This is a genomic window from Streptomyces sp. NPDC040545 (assembly GCF_055595065.1).
In genome coordinates this window covers 278,780-297,596 of the sequence record NZ_JBVIWA010000004.1, presented here as the reverse complement: position 1 = coordinate 297,596, position 18,817 = coordinate 278,780, and the positions used below count along the sequence as shown (strand labels likewise).

The following is an 18,817-nucleotide window of genomic DNA, read 5'->3' as shown; positions in this document are numbered from 1 at the left end:
GGGGCGGACCCCCACGAAACCCGGCTCCGCCGGGCACCGGGCTCCGCCCGGACCCGCGCCTCAAACGCCGGCGGGGCTGCAAAGTGGCCGGCGAGGCTAGGGGCAGGTCTGGCGCCACGCGTCCAGGTCGTACCGTTTCTGCATCGAGCTCAGCTTCGCCGCACGGGCCTGCGGGCACCAGCGCTTCGGCTTGCCCTCGTACTCCACGTGGAACACCGCCTTGCCCGCGTCGGTGAACGGCGCGTACCGGTCGCACTCCTCGTACTCCACGCACTGCTCGTTGACCGCGAAGTCGAAGTCGCCCACCAGCTCCGGGATCTGGTCCAGGTCGTTCTTCAGCCCCACCGACATGCCCCGGTCGTGCGCCAGCCGGGCGATCAGGCGGTTGTACTTCAGCTGGTCGTCCGCGGTCAGCGGGAAGCCGGACCGGTTGGCGTAGCCGTCCATGTTGTCCGGCTCCACCGCGTCGAAGCCCTTCGCCTTGCACATGTCGAACCGCTTGCCCATCAGCGGTTCCAGTTCCGCCAGGCGCCGGATGTCCAGCCAGCGTTCGCCCTCCCAGCCGTTGCCCTCGCCCAGCAGTGCCTTCGGGAAGGCGTCGGCGTCCGGCCGGAAGTCCTCCCAGGCGCCCGTGGAGATGTAGCAGATGGTCTTGCGGCCGTCCTTCTTCAGGGTGGCCAGCTGCTCCTCGGTGGTGTTGAACCCGTCGACGTCGTACACGGCCGCCTTCACCGAGGTGTCGAGCTTGCCGGTGAGCTGCCACTGCCAGCCGACCCCCGGCTTCGGCTGCCACCGCTGCCCCGGCGGCGGGTCGGGCGACAGCTCGTCGCGTTCCGGTTCCGGCTCGGTGGTGCACGCGGCGAGCAGCAGCAGGGGGACGGCCAGCAGGAGTGCGAGTTTCCTCATCCCGCCGCCTCCAGGGCGTACGGGAGGGTCCCCCAGGGGTGCGCGCCGCTGCCCGGGACGGCGCAGTGCACCCCGGCCCCGCGTTCGGCGGCGAGTTCCTCGGCGAGCCGGGCGGCCAGCGCGCCCGGCGGGACGGCGTACACGAGGTGGCAGAACCGCTGGGCCGGATGGTCGGCGGTCCAGGGCGGTACGGCGGCCGCCTCCCGGTAGGCGTCCCAGGGGCCCTCGAAGGTGACGAGCAGGTCGGCGAGTTCGGCGTAACCGGGGTGCGGGTGGACCCCGTGGTTGAGGACGAGGGTACGGGCGCCCGCGGCCCGGGCGGCGATCGTGAGCCGCCCGTAGTGCGGGAGCAGTTCGGGGTCGGCGGAGGCCTGGTCGAGGAAGGCCCCGTCGGTGGCGTACCAGTCGCGGTGGCGCAGCAGGTCCTGCACCACCTCGGCGTGCGGGCGCCGCCCGTAGTCGGTGTCGGCGTACCCGAGGACGGGTACCCCGGCCTCGCCTAGCCGTTCGGCGACGACGGCGAACCGTTCGTCGCGGGCGGCCCCCGGTCCGCTGTCAGGGTTGAGGACCACCGAGTGCAGCCGGCCGGCGGAGCGGATGAGCCGCTCCCAGGCTTCCGGCCGGTCGGCGGGATGCTCGTAGAGGGGCACCAGCAGCATGGGGTCCTTCTTCTCGGACGGATGGTGCGTCATCGGTGGGCGGTCGCGCGGCCGAGGAGCAGGCAGACCAGGGTGGCCAGTACGGCGGCGGCCGCGCCCGCCACCACCAGCTGGACCGCCCGGGGCTGGCCGAGCCCGGTCAGCAGGGCCAGGCTCTGGGCGACGGCGGCCGAGGAGCAGACCACGGCCGCGGGCCGGACCGCCCCGAAGGACTGCAGGAGCAGCCCGGTCCACATGACGGCCCCGAGCAGCAGCAGGGTCGCGATCCGGACTCCGGTGAGCATGGGGGCGCCGGGCCAGAGCAGGGTGCCGGCCAGGCCCAGGGCCAGCAGGACGGTCAGGTAGACGGCGAGGCAGCGGGTCAGGGTGGCGAGCATCCGCCGGCGGAAGGCCCGGGGCGAGCGGGCTCCCTGGAGTCCGGAGAGGCTCCCGCTGCGGAACCGGTGGAGCAGCCATTCGGCCGGGCCCATGCTGAGGGTGAGGGCCACCGCCGAGGGGGCGGCGACCGCCTCGGCGGGGCCTCCGGCGAGGACCTCCCCGAGGGCGGCGTACAGCACGAGCAGGCCGGTGCCGAGGCCGAAGACCCCGTAGGGGACCGAGTCCCCGATCCTGGGTCCGCGGGGTGCGAAGTCCTCCTCGGCGCCGCGCAGCATCTGCCAGCGCACGGGGCCCTGGCCGGGGCGGCGGGCCGCCGAGGTGCGGATCCGGTGCACGGCGGTCCGGAATCCGTCGGCCAGCGGGAGTTCCCGCAGGGCCAGGGTGCAGGCGGCCAGCAGGGACACCACGAGCAGGGTCACGCGGACCGGCACGGGCAGGTCGACGAAGAGCGCGAGCAGGGCTCCGACGGCCATCGGGGCGAGTGCGGCGAGCAGGACCCGTTCCCGGCCGAGGACCAGCAGGACGGTGGCGGCCCCGACGTAGAAGGCCTGTCCGGCGGCGAAGGCGTAGGAGAACGGGGGCCCGCCGGGTACCGCCAGTGCGGCGGCGGTGCCCAGCAGGGCGCCGACGGGGGCTCCGACGAGCAGGGTCCGCCCGGCGGCGCCCCGGTCGCCGAGGCCGAGCCAGGAGTAGGCCCGGTGGGACAGGGTCTGGTCCCAGACCCAGCCGATGAGCGCGCCGGCGAGCAGGGTCAGGGTCCCGGCGGGCAGGCCGAGGCGGTCCTGGGGGCCTTCGAGCAGGGGCGCGCCGAGCAGGTAGGCCAGGCCGGGCAGGGCGAAGATCACCCCGCGCAGCAGGCAGGCGGTGAGGGAGACCTTCCAGGGGTCGGGGGCAGCGCCCGGCTCCGGGAAGGAGCGGGGCACCCGGGCGTAGAGCTCCTCGGCGAGTGCGAAGGAGTCGTGCCGGCCGTAGGTGAGCCGGATGTACTCGTCCGTCATGCCGTCGGATTCGAGGATGGCGGCGATCTCGTCGGGATGGACGGCGGAGGCGATGAACACGTCGAGGCGCTCGGCGAGTTCGTCCATCGGGTCGGTGGCGGCGTCGGCGGCGGTGACGTCGGCACCGGGGCCGTCGCGGCGCGGCCGTGGGACGGCCGGGAGGGTGTCGGCGCCGGAACCGGGTCCGGAGCCGGGCGGCTTGAGCCAGAGGGATCCGCTCACCACAGGCTCCCGTCGGCGGCGAGTTCGCGGTACCAGGGGTCGGCGAGCCGCTGGGTCCATTCGTCGCCCGCGTGGACGGGCAGGACGGGCTGGCCGGCGAGTTCACGGTAGATGTGCCGGAAGCCGTCCACGGACTGGTGGAGGGTGAACTTCTCCACGACCCGCTTGCGGGACATCCGGCCGAGCTCGGCGCGGCGTTCGTCGTCGCGGAGCAGGGCGAGGGTGGCGCGGGCCATGGTCTCGGGCTCGCGCGGCGGTACGACGAGGCCGGTGTCGCCGACGGCCTCGCGGACGCCGCCGACGTCGGTGGAGACGGTGGTGCGGCCGCAGGACATGGCCTCGATGATGCTGAAGGGGAAGCCCTCGCTGATGGAGGAGAGCATGACGACGCTGCCGGCCGCGTAGGCCTGGGCCACCTGCTCGATGCGCCCCTCGTAGGTGATCCCGTCGGTCACGCCGAGTTCGGCGGCGAGCTTCTCCAGGCGGAGCTTGTACTCCTCGCAGCCGGCCGGGACGGGGCCGAAGAGGCGCAGCCGCAGGGCGGGCAGTTCCTCGCGCATGAAGGCGTAGGCCCGGATGAGGGTTTCGAGGTCCTTGATCGGGTCGATGCGGCCGCACCAGCTGAGGGTGGGCACGTCCGGTTCGGGGCCGGCCTCGGGGAACGCGTGCGGGTCGACGCCGTTGTAGACGGTGCGGATGCGGTCGGAATCGGCGCCTCCGCGCTCCTCCCAGCGGCGGTTGTACTGGTTGCACGGGGTGATCAGGTCGGCCTGCCGGTAGCCCTCGGTGTTGAGCTCGCGGTAGAAGCCGAGCATGAGGGCCTTGACGGGCCAGCGCTGGGCGGCGCTGCGGTAGCCGAGGTAGCGCTCGCGCAGGTAGATGCCGTGCTCGGTGAGCAGGAAGGGGACCCCGTCGAGGTATTTGGCGGCGAGGGCCGGGAGGGTGGCGAGGCCGCTGCTGACGGCGTGCGCGACGCTGTCGGGCGGGATCCGGACACCGAGCGGGCGCAGTGCGTGTTCCAGCAGGTCGGTGGCGGTGAGCGCGTCGTGGATGGTGGGTCCGGCCTCGGCGGTGACGAGGCCGGGGCGGGTCCATACGGTCATCAGCAGCCGCAGGACCGATTCGGAGCGCAGGGCGGGTGCGAGTTTTCCGGCCCGGGCCAGGACGGCCAGTTCGCGCAGGGCCTCGGAGAAGCTGTGCCGGGCGGGACCGGGCCCGGGGTCGAGCAGGGAGAGCAGGAAGCTCTCGTAGACCTCGGTGAAGCGGCGGTGGGCCTTGCCGCGCAGGGCCGACCGGCGGATGCGGGACGGGAGCGGCCCCCAGAGCGGGAAGGCGGTGTGCCGGTAGACGTTGCGGGGCAGTTCCCAGGTGACCGGCTCTCGTCCGGAGCCGGTCAGGGCTATGACGTTGAAGTCGACCTCCGGCATACCTCGTACCAGTTGGTCGCACCAGGTGCTGACGCCCCCGTGGACGTGCGGATAGGTGCCTTCGGTGAGCATGGTGACGTGACGCCCATGACTCATGCGGTGTGCCCCCCAGGACGGAAAAGGGGCCGGCGCCCGTGGGTTCGCGGAGCGCCGGCGCTAGGTGGTACTCGTGGTGGCTTGCGGGACGGTCAGCTGGGCAGCTTGAGCGTGACGGCGCTCTGGAGCAGCTCGGGACCGGCCCAGGTGGAGCGGGTACCGGCGTACGCGGTGCCGAAGTCGGCGGTGCCGAGCAGCAGCTGCTTCTTGGTGCCGGTGGGGGCGGTCACCGGGGCGACGACCCCGGAGGGCGCCTTGATGGTGACGTCGTTGCCGATGCGGTAGGCGGTGACCTTGCCGTCCGCGAGGGCCTTGTCCCAGGCGGCGCGGCGCTGGAACTCGACGCCGGTGTCCTTCATGCTCTGGTTGACGATCGGCGCGCTGGGGGCGTAGAGGGCGCGGTAGGTGTCGAGGACCTGGTTGAGCACCGGGTAGAGGGTCCGGTCCTCGGCGAGGTTGGACTGGTGGACGTAGTGCGGACGCGGGTCGTTGGCCAGGACGTGGCGCAGGGCGGTGCGGGCCTCGGCCGGGACGATGGTGTCGAGGTAGCCGGTGTTGACGTTCAGCGGGGCCGGCAGGCAGGTGGAGGTCGCCGGGTTGTCCTCGCAGACGCCGCTTCCGCCCTGGGCGCGGCTGGTGTAGATCCAGTTGTACTCGTCGGCCATCTCGGCGTTGGTGCCCGTGTTGTAGTACACGTTCATCGGGTGCCGGGGGACGGTGAGGGCCGCGCCGACCCCTCGCTGCGCGGATTCGCGGGAGTTGTCGCTGCCCGCCCACTTGACCCCGTTGTCGGCGAGGGCGCCGGCCAGGTTGGGGTTGTCCACGGGCTGCTGCGGTGCGGTCTTGAGGCCGGAGTGCTCACCGGTGACCAGTTCGGTCCTGTCGGTGGTGATGCCCTTGGCGGCGGCCCAGTTGTTGTTGTCGCGGATCTGGGCGGAGATCTCGGCGCGGCTCATGTACTGGATCGCGCCCGCGGCGTTCTTCGTACAGGTCCACGGGGTGACGGCGGTGTTCTGGACGCAGCCGAGGAACGGGTGGGTGTAGGTGTGGTTCATCCACCGGTACTTGGCGCGGTCGGCGACGAGCTGGGCGGTCAGCGCGTCGACGCCGCCGTTCTCGGCCTTCCACTCCTCCCCGGCACCGCCGTTGAAGAGCATGTCGAGCTTGAAGTTCTTCGACGTCTGCCACTGCGCCGCGTACACGGCGTCGGCGGCGCTCATCCGGATGGTGCTCTCCTTGCCCTCGCCGCCCGCGCAGGCGTAGTCGCCCGGCGTGCAGTTCAGGTCCTTGTTCCAGCGGGCGTCGGGGGCGAAGACGTCGTCGACGTGGACCGCGAAGTAGTTGCGGCTCTGGCCGAGGTGCACCCCCTGGGTCAGCCAGTCGACGATGCCGCGGGCGAGCAGCCGGAACTGCTGCTGGTACTGGTTGTAGCCGAAGGTGACGACCAGTTCGCTGCGGCCGTCGTGCGCGTACTCGCCGACGAGCGAGGCCCGGCCGGAGCCGACGGGCGCGTCGACGTAGCTGGTGTAGCCGGGGCGCGGCTTGCCCATGAAACCGAAGCTCTCGGGGACCAGGGCCGAGTTGTCCTCGAAGGTGACCTGGCCGCCGAGGTAGGCGAAGGGGCCGGCCTTTCCGGCGGTGGTGACGGCGGCCTGGGTGCCGTCGAGCTGGCCGCTGTAGCCGCCGTTGTCGGTGTATTCCAGCCCGACGCCGGGGTGGGCCCAGGTGTAGGCGTCGACCTGGCGGATGCCGTAGGCGCTCTCGTAGGCGGTGAGGGCGGCCATCTCGGCCGAGCCCTCGCCGAACGGGTTCTCGTTCGGCAGGACGACACCCTGGTACTTGGCGCGCGGACGGCCGTCCACCGTGTCGCTGAGGAAGCCCGCGTTGATGACCGGGCGGCCGCTGCTGCCCAGCTGGACGCGGGTGTAGGGCACCCCCGTGTCGCGGAGTTCCGCGGTGATCGCCTCGACCGAGCTGCCACCGTCGTCGACGACCAGCACCTTCAGGTCGATGCGCGGTGTCACGGCCGCCTGGGCGGTCGCGGCGGGTACTGCCACGGACACCAGGGCGGCTGCCGCCATCATCGCGGCGACCCTGTTCATCCGGTTCTTGTTGACCATTTCGGCCTTTCCCCCCGCAGGCGTCCCTCGACACGGCCCTTGGCGGACGGCCGGGCCTGGGAGGCTCTGTGGAAATCATGCAAAGGAACCCCGCGTCCCCTTGCGAGAGTGGACCGAGTCTTTCGGACCTCGTCAGGTCTACGAGGCAAACCTGGAGCAGAGTCCACAGATGGGTGAACCTGACGGCCTCTTGATCGAACAACTTGCCAAACCTTCGAGTGACGTACGGACGAGCGCGTACGCGTAGGCTCATTTCTGGCGGCCGTCGGGCCCCAATACGATCGCTACGGATGGCCGTCCACCCACTCGGCCCACACACACAAACGGAAGCGAGACTTCACCACCGTGACTGCTCTGACTCTCAGCACTGCCGGCGCGGCGACGCTCCGCGCCGACGCCCTCGTGGTCGGCGTGGCGAAGGGCCCCAAGGGACCGATCGTCGCCGCGGGCGCCGAGGCCGTGGACAAGGCGTTCGACGGTAAGCTCGCCGGCGTCCTCGACGCGCTGGGCGCCTCGGGCGCCGAAGGCGAGATCACCAAGCTGCCGGCCCCGGCGGGCCTCAAGGTCCCGGTCGTGCTGGCGGTGGGGCTCGGCTCCGTCCCCGAGAAGGACGAGTCGTTCGACGAGGAGGTGCTGCGCCGCGCCGCCGGCGCCGCCGCCCGCGCGCTGCACGGCAGCAAGAAGGCCGCCTTCGCCCTCCCGCTGGAGGACGCCTCGGCCGTCACCGCCGTCGCCGAGGGCGCCCTGCTGGGCGCGTACGCCTTCACCGCCTACCAGGGCGGCGAGAACAAGGTCCGCAAGGAGGCCAAGGGCGCGGCCCCCAAGGCCCCGCTGGCCGAGGTGGCCCTGCTGGGCGCCAAGCCCCGCGACAAGGAGCACAAGGCCGCCGCCGAGCGCGCCGCGATCGTGGCGGCCGAGGTCAACGTCGCCCGCGACCTGGTCAACACCCCGCCGAACGACCTGACCCCCGAGGCCTTCGCCGCGATCGCCTCCGCGGCCGCGAAGGAGAACGGCGTCAAGGTCCAGGTGCTGGACGAGAAGGCCCTGGTCAAGGGCGGCTTCGGCGGCATCATGGGCGTCGGCAAGGGCTCCGAGAACCTGCCGCGCCTGGTGAAGCTCACCTACACGCACCCCAAGGCGGAGAAGACCCTGGCCTTCGTCGGCAAGGGCATCACCTACGACTCGGGCGGCATCTCCCTGAAGCCGGCCGGCCACAACGAGACGATGAAGTGCGACATGGCCGGCGCCGCCGCCGTCTTCGCCTCCGTCGTCGCGGCCGCGAAGCTGGGCCTGCGGGTCAACGTCACCGGCTGGCTCGCCCTCGCCGAGAACATGCCGTCCGGCTCCGCCACCAAGCCCGGTGACGTGCTGCGCATGTACAGCGGCAAGACCGTCGAGGTCCTCAACACGGACGCCGAGGGCCGTCTGGTCCTCGGTGACGCGCTGACCAAGGCCTCCGAGGACAACCCGGACGCGATCGTCGACGTCGCCACCCTGACCGGCGCCATGGTGCTCGCCCTCGGCGACCGCACCTTCGGGATCATGGCCAACGACGACGCCTTCCGCACGTCGATCCACGAGATCGCCGAGGAGGTCGGCGAGTCCTCCTGGCCGATGCCGCTCCCCGCGGAGCTGCGCAAGACCATGGACTCCCCCACCGCCGACATCGCGAACATGGGTGTCCGCATGGGCGGCGGCCTGGTGGCCGGCCTCTTCCTGCAGGAGTTCGTCGGCGAGGGCATCACCTGGGCCCACCTCGACATCGCCGGCCCGGCCTTCCACGAGGGCGCGCCGCACGGCTACACCCCCAAGGGCGGCACCGGCTCCGCCGTCCGCACCCTGGTGCGTCTCGCCGAGCGCACGGCCACGGGCGACCTGGGCTGATCACCCCGTTCGATGTGATGTGACGCACCCCGGGCCGGGTCAGGGCCCGGGGTGCGTCCGTCTCACGACGAAACCTGAAGGAATCGGCAGGTATCTCGGTAGGTACCTACGCCGCGGTAACCCCCGGTCCGGGAGGATCGCCCGATCACATCGTGGGCCCGGCGTCCCGTGTTCCCCCGACAAATGCGAAGATGGGTTCTCGGCAGGACAGGGCCCCCACCACAGGGCCGAAGAAACAAGCGGCCGTATACCAGCCGCCGCCCGGTCACAGAGGACCGGTGCCCGGCGCACATGCATGGAGGACGTGACGTGGCGAACGACGCCAGCACCGTTTTCGACCTAGTGATCCTCGGCGGTGGCAGTGGCGGTTACGCCGCGGCGCTGCGCGCATCCCAGCTGGGTCTGGACGTTGCCCTGATCGAGAAGAACAAGCTCGGTGGCACCTGCCTGCACAACGGCTGCATCCCCACGAAGGCTCTGCTGCACGCGGGCGAGATCGCGGACCAGGCTCGTGAAGCCGCCCAGTTCGGTGTCAAGACCTCCTTCGAGGGAATCGACATCGCGGGTGTCCACAAGTACAAGGACGAGGTCATCTCGGGCCTGTACAAGGGTCTGCAGGGCCTGGTCGCCTCCCGCAAGGTGACCTACATCGAGGGAGAGGGCCGCCTCTCCTCCCCGACTTCCGTCGACGTGAACGGCCGGCGCATCCAGGGCCGCCACATCCTGCTGGCGACCGGCTCCGTGCCGAAGTCGCTGCCGGGCCTGAACATCGACGGCAACCGCATCATCTCCTCGGACCACGCGCTGGTCCTGGACCGCGTCCCCGAGTCGGCGATCGTCCTGGGCGGCGGCGTCATCGGCGTCGAGTTCGCCTCGGCGTGGAAGTCCTTCGGTTCCGACATCACCGTCATCGAGGGCCTCAAGCACCTCGTGCCGGTCGAGGACGAGAACAGCTCGAAGCTGCTGGAGCGCGCGTTCCGCAAGCGCGGCATCAAGTTCAACCTGGGCACCTTCTTCGACAAGGCCGAGTACACGGAGAACGGCGTCCGCGTGACGCTGGTCGACGGCAAGACCTTCGAGGCCGAGGTGCTGCTGGTCGCGGTGGGTCGCGGCCCGGTCTCCCAGGGTCTGGGCTACGAGGAGCAGGGCGTCGCGATGGACCGCGGCTACGTCCTGGTCGACGAGTACATGCAGACCAACGTGCCGACCATCTCGGCCGTCGGTGACCTCGTCCCCACCCTCCAGCTCGCGCACGTCGGCTTCGCCGAGGGCATCCTGGTCGCAGAGCGTCTGGCCGGCCTCAAGGCCGTCCCGATCGACTACGACGGTGTCCCGCGCGTCACCTACTGCCACCCCGAGGTCGCTTCCGTCGGCATCACCGAGGCCAAGGCCAAGGAGATCTACGGCGCGGACAAGGTCGTGGCCCTGAAGTACAACCTGGCGGGCAACGGCAAGAGCAAGATCCTCAAGACCGCGGGCGAGATCAAGCTCGTCCAGGTCAAGGACGGTGCCGTGGTCGGCGTCCACATGGTCGGTGACCGGATGGGCGAGCAGGTCGGCGAGGCCCAGCTGATCTACAACTGGGAAGCTCTGCCGGCCGAGGTCGCGCAGCTCATCCACGCGCACCCGACCCAGAACGAAGCGATGGGCGAGGCCCACCTGGCCCTCGCCGGCAAGCCGCTTCACTCCCACGACTAATTCGTCACGGGCGCGACGACCACTTCCGCACTTTCGTTAGGAGCAACTGAAACCATGTCGGTTTCCGTAACCCTTCCGGCGCTCGGTGAGAGCGTCACCGAGGGCACTGTCACCCGCTGGCTGAAGGCCGAGGGCGAGCGCGTCGAGGCCGACGAGCCGCTGCTCGAGGTCTCGACCGACAAGGTCGACACCGAGATCCCCTCGCCCGTGTCGGGCATCCTGGCCTCCATCAAGGTCGCCGAGGACGAGACCGTCGAGGTCGGCGCCGAGCTGGCCGTCATCGACGACGGTTCCGGCGCCCCGGCCGCCGCGGGGGCTCCGGCCGCCGAGCCGGCCGCCGCCCCCGCCGCCGAGGCTGCCGCCGCCGAGGCCCCTGCCGCTCCGGCTCCCGTCGCCGAGGCCCCCGCGGCCCCGGCTCCGGCCGCCGAGGCCCCCGCAGCCGCCCCGGCCGCGTCCGGCACCGATGTCGTGCTCCCCGCCCTGGGCGAGTCCGTCACCGAGGGCACCGTCACCCGCTGGCTGAAGCAGGTCGGCGAGTCCGTCGAGGCCGACGAGCCGCTGCTCGAGGTCTCCACGGACAAGGTCGACACCGAGATCCCCGCGCCGGTCTCCGGCACGCTGCTGGAGATCCTGGTCGGCGAGGACGAGACCGCCGAGGTCGGCGCCCGTCTGGCCGTCATCGGCGTCGCCGGTGCCGCTCCGGCCGCCCCGGCTCCGGCTGCCGCCCCGGCCCCCGAGGCCGCTCCGGCTCCGGCCGCTCCGGCCCCGGCTGCCCCGGCCGCCCCGGCTCCGGCCGCTCCGGCCCCGGCCGCCGCTCCGGCTCCGGCCGCCCCGGCCGCTCCGGCTCCGGTCCAGGCCGCCGCCCCGGTGGCCGCTCCGGCCCCGGTCGCTCCGGCCGCCCCGGCTCCGGTGGCCCCGGCCGCCGCTCCGGCGTCCGCCGGTGACGAGGCCGCGTACGTGACCCCGCTGGTGCGCAAGCTCGCCTCGGAGTCCGGCGTCAACCTGTCCACGGTCTCGGGCACCGGTGTCGGTGGCCGTATCCGCAAGCAGGACGTCCTGGCCGCCGCCGAGGCCGCCAAGGCCGCCGCTGCCGCCCCGGCTCCGGTCGCCGCCGCTCCCGCCGCGAAGGCCCCGGCCGCCGCGGTGTCCGAGCTGCGCGGTCAGACCGTCAAGATGACCCGCATGCGCAAGGTCATCGGCGACAACATGATGAAGGCCCTGCACTCGCAGGCTCAGCTCAGCTCCGTGGTCGAGGTGGACATCACCAAGATCATGAAGCTGCGCGAGAAGGCCAAGGGCGCGTTCCTGGCCCGTGAGGGCGTCAAGCTCTCGCCGATGCCGTTCTTCGTCAAGGCCGCTGCCCAGGCGCTGAAGGCCCACGCGGTCGTCAACGCCCGGATCAACGAGGACGAGGGCACCATCACCTACTTCGACTCGGAGAACATCGGCATCGCCGTGGACTCCGAGAAGGGCCTGATGACCCCGGTCATCAAGGGTGCCGGTGACCTCAACCTGGCGGGCATCTCCAAGGCGACCGCCGACCTGGCCGCCAAGGTCCGCGGCAACAAGATCACGCCGGACGAGCTGTCGGGCGCGACCTTCACCATCAGCAACACCGGCTCGCGCGGTGCGCTGTTCGACACGGTCATCGTGCCCCCGAACCAGGTCGCCATCCTGGGCATCGGTGCCACGGTGAAGCGCCCGGTGGTCATCGAGACCGCCGAGGGCACCAACATCGGCATCCGCGACATGACGTACCTGACCCTGTCCTACGACCACCGCCTGGTGGACGGCGCGGACGCGGCCCGGTACCTCTCGGCCGTCAAGGCGATCCTCGAGGCCGGCGAGTTCGAGGTCGAGCTCGGCCTGTAAGGCTCCGCCGCCGCCCCGCGGCAGCCACTCGATGCGGCGCCCCCTTCCGGAACACCCTCCGGGAGGGGGCGCCGTCGTCGTACCCTGAGCGGTCGGGCGGGAGGGGTGGGGAACGTCGTATGGCACGTGCGCGGGTGACCGATCTTGTCGTCGTGCTGCCGGGGATCATGGGCAGCCAGCTGGCGGACGGAGACGGCAAACCGGTCTGGGGACTCTCCGGTGGCGCATTATGGCGGGGCATCCGCACGTTCGGCGGCTCCGTGCGCCGGCTCTGCCTCCCCGCCGGCATCGGTGACGCACATCCCGGGGACGGGGTCGTCCCGGTGGGCGTGATGCCCGATCTGCACGTCATCCCGGGTGTCTGGCAGCCTGTGGACGGCTACACGGACCTGCTGGGCTGGCTGGAGCGTGAATTCACCCTCTCCCCCGTCTCACCCGGGACTCCGGGGAACCTGCTGCCGTTCCCCTACGACTGGCGCCTGTCCTGCCGCTACAACGCGGAGCGCCTGAAGGACCGTACGGAGCGCGAACTGGAGCGGTGGCGTGCTTCCGCCTCCGACCGCCGGGACGCCCGTGTGATCTTCCTCTGCCACTCCATGGGCGGCCTCGTGGCCCGCCACTACGTGGAATGCCTGGCCGGTCATGAGATCACCCGCCGCCTCATCACCCTGGGCACCCCGCACAGGGGGTCCCTCGACGCCCTCACCCACCTGGTCAACGGGGTGCGCAAGGGCTGGGGCCGTCTGGGCGTCGACCTCGGCTCCTTCGCCCGCAGCCTGCCCTCCCTGCACCAGCTGGCTCCCGACTACGCGTGTGTGGCAGCGCCGGACGGCCTCGCACACCCCCGTGATCTGCCGGGGCTGCCGGGCGTCGACGCCGAGCTCCTCCAGGACGCCGGCCGCTTCCACGCCGCACTGCGACGGGCCGCGGGCCGCCCCGCACCCACCGAGCTGCACGCCATCGTCGGCGTGCGGCAGCCGACCGCCACGACCGCCGCGTACGAGGGAGACCTGCTGACGCCCCTGCGAGAGATCGGCACGGTGGACGAAGGCGGCGACGGCACGGTCCCGCGCCTCGCGGCCCGGCCCGCCGACTCCGCCGCCACGGGCTACGCAGTGCCCGAGTCCCACACCCCGTGCGAACAGCACGGTTCCCTCCAGAACCACCACGGAGTACGGGAGGCCCTCTGGGGGCTGCTGGGCCACGATGCCCCGTTCCACCGTGGGGAGGTACGGGAGTACGTGGGGCTGGGCGTGCTCGCCGCCGGGCTCGCGATGCCCGGGGAGCCGTACGAGGTCGCGGTCACGGTCCCGAGCGGGACCGTCGCCCACGACGAGCTGCGGATCACCGCGGAACTCCGCCCGGCCGGCAACGCCCGGCCAGCGGTGTCCCGCACCCTCCGGAACCTGGGCGGCGGCCGGTACGCCGCCGCCTTCCCGCCCCCGCAGCCGGGCGCCTACCGGCTGGCGGTCCGCCCGACGGGACGCCCGGATTCGACGGTGACGGCGCTGTCCCTGGTGGGCGGCCGCGATGAGTGACCAGGACGGGAAGGCCCACGGAACCGTGCTGGGGGTCGTGGTCGAAAACTACGAGAGCCCGGGATTCCCCGCCCTGACGGGGGCGGCCGAGCAGATGCGGGGCCTGTGCGCGCTGCTGGAAGGGTACGGATTCACGCCGACCGTGGCAGCGGACCCGGGCTGGTCCGCGCTCCGCTCCGTGGTGGCCCGGTGGCGGGAGGCCTGGAGCACCGGAGGGACCCACGGGCCGGCCGTGGTTTTGTGGTCCGGGCACGGCGAACTCCACCACCACGACCTGCGGCTGGTCGTCCACGATACGAAGCGGCCGAAGGACGAGGACGAGACGTACTCCGCCGGCCGCCTCACCTCCGCCGCCCTGGCCAGTGGGGCGGACCAGGTGCTGATGGTCATCGACACCTGCCACTCGGGCGCGGCGGTCAGAGCGTCGCTGGAGAACGCGCTGAACGAGCTGGCCGAGCGCAGCCTGCCGCCCGGCCGAGCGGCGTGGGTGGGGCTCATCGCGAGCTGCCGGCCCCAGGAGAAGGCGGAGGGCAGCGGAGTCCTCATGGAGACGCTGACCCGGGTGCTCGCCGAGGGACCGCGGGCGAAGGAGTACCGGCACGAGTGGAGCAAACGCAACGCCCGGATCAGCGGTGCGGCCGTCATGCGCGCGGTGCAGGCGCAGTGGCCGGGCGACGTGGGTCAGCGGCCCGTCGCCGCCGCCATCGGCGAGGACCGGCCGATGTTCGACAATCCGCGCGGCAGGGCTTCTCCCAGGCCGGAACTGGTGGAGCACTTGGTCCGGGCGGCGTCCGGGGCGGACCGCGTGGACGAGGGGTGGTTCTTCACCGGCAGGCGGCGTGTACTCGGGGACATCCTGGAGTGGTTGGAGGCCGGGCAGCCCGGACTGTTCCTGGTGACGGGCAGCGCGGGGAGCGGGAAGTCCGCCGTACTGGGCCGGATCTCGACGCTGTCCGACCCGGTCCACCGGGCGGACGTCCTCGCGCATGACGCGCTCGGTCCTGGGGACCCGGACCCCGGTGAGGGCACAGTGGCCGGCTCGTTGCACCTACGGGGCTTCACGGTGCAGCAGCTGGCCGAGTCCGTGGCCCGGGCTCTGGACCTGGATCCTCCGCAGACCCCCGCGGCCCTGATCGCCGATGTGGAGCGGGAGTGGCCGCAGACCCGTCGGCGTCCGGTGCTGGTCCTGGACGGCCTCGACGAGGCGGCCCCCGACCAGGCCGGTCCCATCGTGGAGCAGCTCCTGGCCCCCCTGAGTCGTCTGACCTGCGTCCTGCTCGGTTCCCGGGACCGGTCCTTCCGCCCCGGGGCAACCCCGTCGGAGCCGCTCGACCAGGCCTTGAGCCGTCTCCTGGACTCGCGGGCCACGGCATCCGACCTGGACGCGGAACCCGACACCGGGCGCGACATCGCGGAGTACGTCCGGCGTCGCCTGCTGAAAGCGGACCTGCCGCCCGTGGACGCAGCCGAGGCGGCCAGGCTCATCACCGCACGGGCGTGCCGGAGCAGCGGCGGCTTCCTCTTCGCCCGTTTGGCGATCGGCTCGGTGATCCGGCGGTTCTCCGCCTCGGGTTCCTCGGACTGGAGCGAGGCCGTCCCGTCCTCCGTCAGCGCCGCCTTGACGGAGGACCTGCGGCAGGGGCCGCGTCCCGGCGCGGCCGAGGACCTGCTGACGGCTCTGGCCTGGAGCGCGGGCACCGGCATGCCGGCCCGCGGAGTCTGGGAAGCGGTGGCTTCAGCCCTCGGCGGGGACGGGGTCGAGTACGGCCCGGAGGACGTGGACTGGCTGCTGAACACGTACGGCCGGTACGTCATCGAGGACTCCGACGGCTTTCAGGCGGTCTACCGCCTGTACCACCGCGAGTTCATCGACCACCTTCGCGCGGGGCCGGGCCGCACGACCGACCCGGCCTGCCAGGTCGCCAGTGCACTGGTCGGGCTGCTGCGGGAGCAGAGTGGCGACGCCAGCGTGATCGAGGAGGCCAACCCCTACCTGCGATGGTCGCTGCCGACGCACGCGGCGATGGCGGGGGAGAGGGGTGTCACGCTGATCCGCGAGCTGGTCGACCTGCAGCCCGAGACCTTCCGCCCTCAGCTCGCCCAGACACTCGGAATACGAGCCGTCTCCTTGTCCGGGACGGGCCGGCGCGCCGAGGCGCTCGCACCCTCGCACGAAGCCGTCGAGCTCTACCGGGCCCTCGCCCATGCCGATCCCGTGGCGCACCTGCGCAACTTCGCCACGTCCCTCACCAATCTTTCCGTGCACCAGCGCGACATGGGCGACTGGCAAGGGGCCCTCAACACCAGCAAGGAAGCGGTGGACATCGATCGTGGACTCGCCCAGGCGGCTCCCACGGTCCACCTGTCCGGCCTCGCCACGTCTCTCAACAACCTCGCGGTCCATCTGCTGGAAGCAGGTGACCGTGAGGGAGCGCTCAGCACCATCACGGAGACCATCGCCATCCGCAGGAATCTCGCCGAAGCCAACCCCGCCGCCCGTCTGCCCGACCTCGCAACGTCCCTGAACAACCTTGCCAAGAGCCAGGCGGCGACGGGGGACCGCCGGGGCGCACTCGACTCGATCGCCGAAGCCGTCACCATTCAGCGGACGCTCGCCCGCGGGAACTCGGCCGCCCACGTGTCCGGCCTCGCGACGTCCCTGAACAGCCTCTCCATCAGTCGGAGATCGGTCGGGGACCGGCAGGGTGCGTTCATCGCCGCAGCCGAATCCGTCACCATCCAGCGAACGCTGGCCCAGGACAACCCTGGCGTTCACCTGCCCTACCTCGCCGGCTTCCTCGACAACTTCGCCCGCTGTCAGGCAGAGGCAGGAGACTGGCAGAGCGGCCTCGGGACCAGCCACGAGGCCATCGCCATCCAACGCACGCTCACCCGGGACAACCCGGTCGGCCGACTGCCCCACCTCGCGAGCTACCTAGACAACCTCGCCGTCCATCAGGAGCACGCCGGCGACCGGCGGGGAGCACTCACCACCGCCTCGGAAGCCGTCGACCTCTTCCGAGGCCTCGCCCACAGCGACCCCGGCGCCCACAACCCCGGCCTCGCGATCGCCCTCGACACTCTCGCGAGCCTTCAGTCGAAGACCGGGGACTTGCAAAGTGGCCTGACGACCCTCGTCGAAGCCGTCGACCTCCAACGAGAGCTCGCCCGGGACAACCCGGCGGTCCACCTGCCCAAGCTCGCGAGCCTCCTCCATAATCTGGCCCTCTGCCAGGCAGAAACAGGAGACGGGGGCGGCGCGCTCGCCTCCAGTGGCGAAGCGGTCGCTCTCTGCACCGCTCTCGTGGAGGAAGACCCCGGCGCATACCTTTCGGACCTGGCCACGGCACTGGGAGGCCTCGCTGAGCACCTGAGCGCGACAGGGCTCACCCGGAGTGCGCTTGCCACCATCACCAAGGCGGTGGCCATCCACAGGACCCTCGTCCAGAGCGACCCCATCGCCCACCTTCGAGGCCTGGCCTCGTCCCTCATCAGCCTCGCCAACCTTCAGGCCAGAGCCGCCGACCACGTGGGCGCACTCGCCGCCAATGAGGAGGCCCTCGCCATCCTGCGCCCGCTCGCCGAGGACAACCCCGCCCGCCACCTGCCCGCGCTCGCCAGGGCCATCAGCAGCCATGCCATCCACCAGCACCACAGCGGAGACCTGCGGGGAGCCCTGGCCACGAGCACCGAGGCCGTCGCCATCCGCCGGACCCTCACCGAGAGCGACCCCGCCGCCCACCTCCCACAGCTGGGCCACTCGGTGAACAATCTGGCGATCCACCAGGCGGAGACCGGAGACCGGCAGGGCGCGCGCGCCAGCATCGCCGAGGCCATCGCCATCCGCACCGGCCTCGCCCGGATCCATCCGTCGGCGTACCTCCGGGACCTCTCCAAATCCCTCGCCGCCCAGGCCCTCATCATCCCGCCCCGGCAGACTGTGGAGGCGTACCAGGAAGCCGAGCGGTCTCTGTCCGCACACCCGGGCGCCACCCGTGAACTCGCCCTCCAGCGCGCGCACTTCCAGATCAAGCGCCTGAATGCCCCGGACGGCGTCCGCACCCTCATCTCGCTGGCCCAGCCGCCGCCCGCTGACGCCGTGACGATCCAGTCGCGGCAGCTCCTCCGGGCCCACAGCCGCACCGATGCCGCGAGCGCCGCCCAGGTGATCGCTCTGTGGCGCAAGGTGAAGGGCACCGAGGCTCCGGACTGGCTCGCGCTCTCCCCCACCACGCAGGATCTGGTCACACGGTGGATCGACTCCCCCGCCTGGGAGGAATCACGCGAGTTCTGGGACGAGCACGCGGATGAGCTCCGCTCGGCCGAGGTCTCCGTCGCCTTGGAGGAGCTTGCCCTGGTCGAGCCCACGGCCGACATACATCTGCAGATCGTGCGCGTGGCCGGGGCTAAGGATGCCGACACGGCCTTCCGACCGCATCGCACGTTGGAACTCCTTGATGTATGGGGTGAACTCGCGGACTCGGAGGAGGCTCGGGACTTCCTCATCGGGCACAGCCGATATCTGCTGCACGACGACGCCCTCGCACTGCTCGGCGAAGACCTGGAAGCACCTGCGTCCGCCGTGCAGTTCGCGGTGGTCACCCTGGCCCGCGCCGACGGTGTCCCCGCCGCGTACGAGTACCTCGACAGCTACGCGGCCCTGCAGGAGCGGATCCGACGGCTCCTGGCAGCGCCGCGGGTGGAGTCCGGGCTCCTGCGCGCCGCCGGGCTGCTGGAGTCCCTCGTACATGGCCAGGACTTCGCCGGACTGGCCCGGGTGCGCCTCGCCGCTCTCCTGAACGGTGACCCTCAGGAGGAGGAGGCCCCCTGGCCCCCCGCCGAGCCCGGGGAGCGTGATCGGGTCATGGCCGAGATCGCCGGGATGATCGGCCAACACCCCCAGCACGCCCCGGCCCTGAGCGCGCTCCTGCAGGGCCTCCTGGCCGGATGACCCCCACCCACCGGGGCACCCTGTAACCAGCCTCACCCGTCGTCCCTGATGCGGAACGCATCGCGTCG

Annotated in this window: 10 protein-coding genes; 5 read left to right on the top strand and 5 right to left on the bottom strand. The window is 71.8% G+C overall.

The genetic code is table 11. From position 1 onward, the window contains the following. Positions 1–96: 96 nt before the first annotated feature. The 5 genes from ACZ573_RS11795 to ACZ573_RS11775 all read right to left on the bottom strand — a co-directional run bounded on the left by ACZ573_RS11795 (position 97) and on the right by ACZ573_RS11775 (position 6,806). A complete protein-coding gene (locus ACZ573_RS11795) occupies positions 97–906 on the bottom strand; it encodes an endo alpha-1,4 polygalactosaminidase (RefSeq protein WP_471302387.1) in 810 nt (269 codons plus the stop codon). Then, a complete protein-coding gene (locus tag ACZ573_RS11790) occupies positions 903–1,598 on the bottom strand; it encodes a spherulation-specific family 4 protein (protein WP_471302384.1) in 696 nt (231 codons plus the stop codon). The genes ACZ573_RS11795 and ACZ573_RS11790 overlap by 4 nt, the downstream gene beginning before the upstream one ends. Next, the gene (locus ACZ573_RS11785; protein ID WP_471302381.1) at positions 1,595–3,163 is read right to left on the bottom strand and encodes a hypothetical protein; all 1,569 of its coding nucleotides are present in this window, start codon (positions 3,161–3,163) and stop codon (positions 1,595–1,597) included. The genes ACZ573_RS11790 and ACZ573_RS11785 overlap by 4 nt, the downstream gene beginning before the upstream one ends. Beyond that, entirely contained in the window at positions 3,160–4,686 is a 1,527-nt protein-coding gene (gene pelF / locus ACZ573_RS11780; RefSeq protein WP_471302377.1) for a GT4 family glycosyltransferase PelF, read from the bottom strand. Before pelF ends, ACZ573_RS11785 begins: the two co-directional genes overlap by 4 nt. A 92-nt stretch (positions 4,687–4,778) precedes the next feature. Next, the gene (locus tag ACZ573_RS11775) at positions 4,779–6,806 is read right to left on the bottom strand and encodes a hypothetical protein (protein WP_471302374.1); all 2,028 of its coding nucleotides are present in this window, start codon (positions 6,804–6,806) and stop codon (positions 4,779–4,781) included. A 345-nt stretch (positions 6,807–7,151) separates the two neighbouring features. Between ACZ573_RS11775 and ACZ573_RS11770 the strand changes: the two genes are divergently transcribed. The 5 genes from ACZ573_RS11770 (at position 7,152) to ACZ573_RS11750 (ending at position 18,749) form a co-directional block, all read left to right on the top strand. Then, a complete protein-coding gene (locus tag ACZ573_RS11770) occupies positions 7,152–8,690 on the top strand; it encodes a leucyl aminopeptidase (RefSeq protein WP_471302371.1) in 1,539 nt (512 codons plus the stop codon). Between the two features lie 309 nt (positions 8,691–8,999). Beyond that, positions 9,000–10,388, top strand: coding sequence for a dihydrolipoyl dehydrogenase (lpdA, locus tag ACZ573_RS11765; RefSeq protein WP_030731050.1), 1,389 nt, complete (start codon positions 9,000–9,002; stop codon positions 10,386–10,388). A 54-nt stretch (positions 10,389–10,442) separates the two neighbouring features. Beyond that, on the top strand, positions 10,443–12,260 hold the full coding sequence (gene sucB / locus ACZ573_RS11760) for a 2-oxoglutarate dehydrogenase, E2 component, dihydrolipoamide succinyltransferase (protein ID WP_471302368.1): 1,818 nt from the start codon (positions 10,443–10,445) through the stop codon (positions 12,258–12,260). Between the two features lie 119 nt (positions 12,261–12,379). Further along, on the top strand, positions 12,380–13,798 hold the full coding sequence (locus ACZ573_RS11755) for an alpha/beta hydrolase (RefSeq protein WP_471302365.1): 1,419 nt from the start codon (positions 12,380–12,382) through the stop codon (positions 13,796–13,798). Next, complete coding sequence (locus ACZ573_RS11750; RefSeq protein WP_471302362.1) at positions 13,791–18,749, top strand: caspase family protein; 4,959 nt, start codon at positions 13,791–13,793, stop codon at positions 18,747–18,749. The genes ACZ573_RS11755 and ACZ573_RS11750 overlap by 8 nt, the downstream gene beginning before the upstream one ends. Positions 18,750–18,817: the final 68 nt, after the last annotated feature.

What these genes read in the sequence shown, in the direction of transcription:
- ACZ573_RS11775 (WP_471302374.1), bottom strand. Translation starts at nt 6,806, where the DNA reads ATGGTCAACAAGAACCGGATGAACAGGGTCGCCGCGATGATGGCGGCA.
- sucB (WP_471302368.1), top strand. Translation starts at nt 10,443, where the DNA reads ATGTCGGTTTCCGTAACCCTTCCGGCGCTCGGTGAGAGCGTCACCGAG.
- ACZ573_RS11755 (WP_471302365.1), top strand. Translation starts at nt 12,380, where the DNA reads ATGGCACGTGCGCGGGTGACCGATCTTGTCGTCGTGCTGCCGGGGATC.
- ACZ573_RS11750 (WP_471302362.1), top strand. Translation starts at nt 13,791, where the DNA reads ATGAGTGACCAGGACGGGAAGGCCCACGGAACCGTGCTGGGGGTCGTG.
- ACZ573_RS11795 (WP_471302387.1), bottom strand. Translation starts at nt 906, where the DNA reads ATGAGGAAACTCGCACTCCTGCTGGCCGTCCCCCTGCTGCTGCTCGCC.
- pelF (WP_471302377.1), bottom strand. Translation starts at nt 4,686, where the DNA reads ATGAGTCATGGGCGTCACGTCACCATGCTCACCGAAGGCACCTATCCG.
- ACZ573_RS11790 (WP_471302384.1), bottom strand. Translation starts at nt 1,598, where the DNA reads ATGACGCACCATCCGTCCGAGAAGAAGGACCCCATGCTGCTGGTGCCC.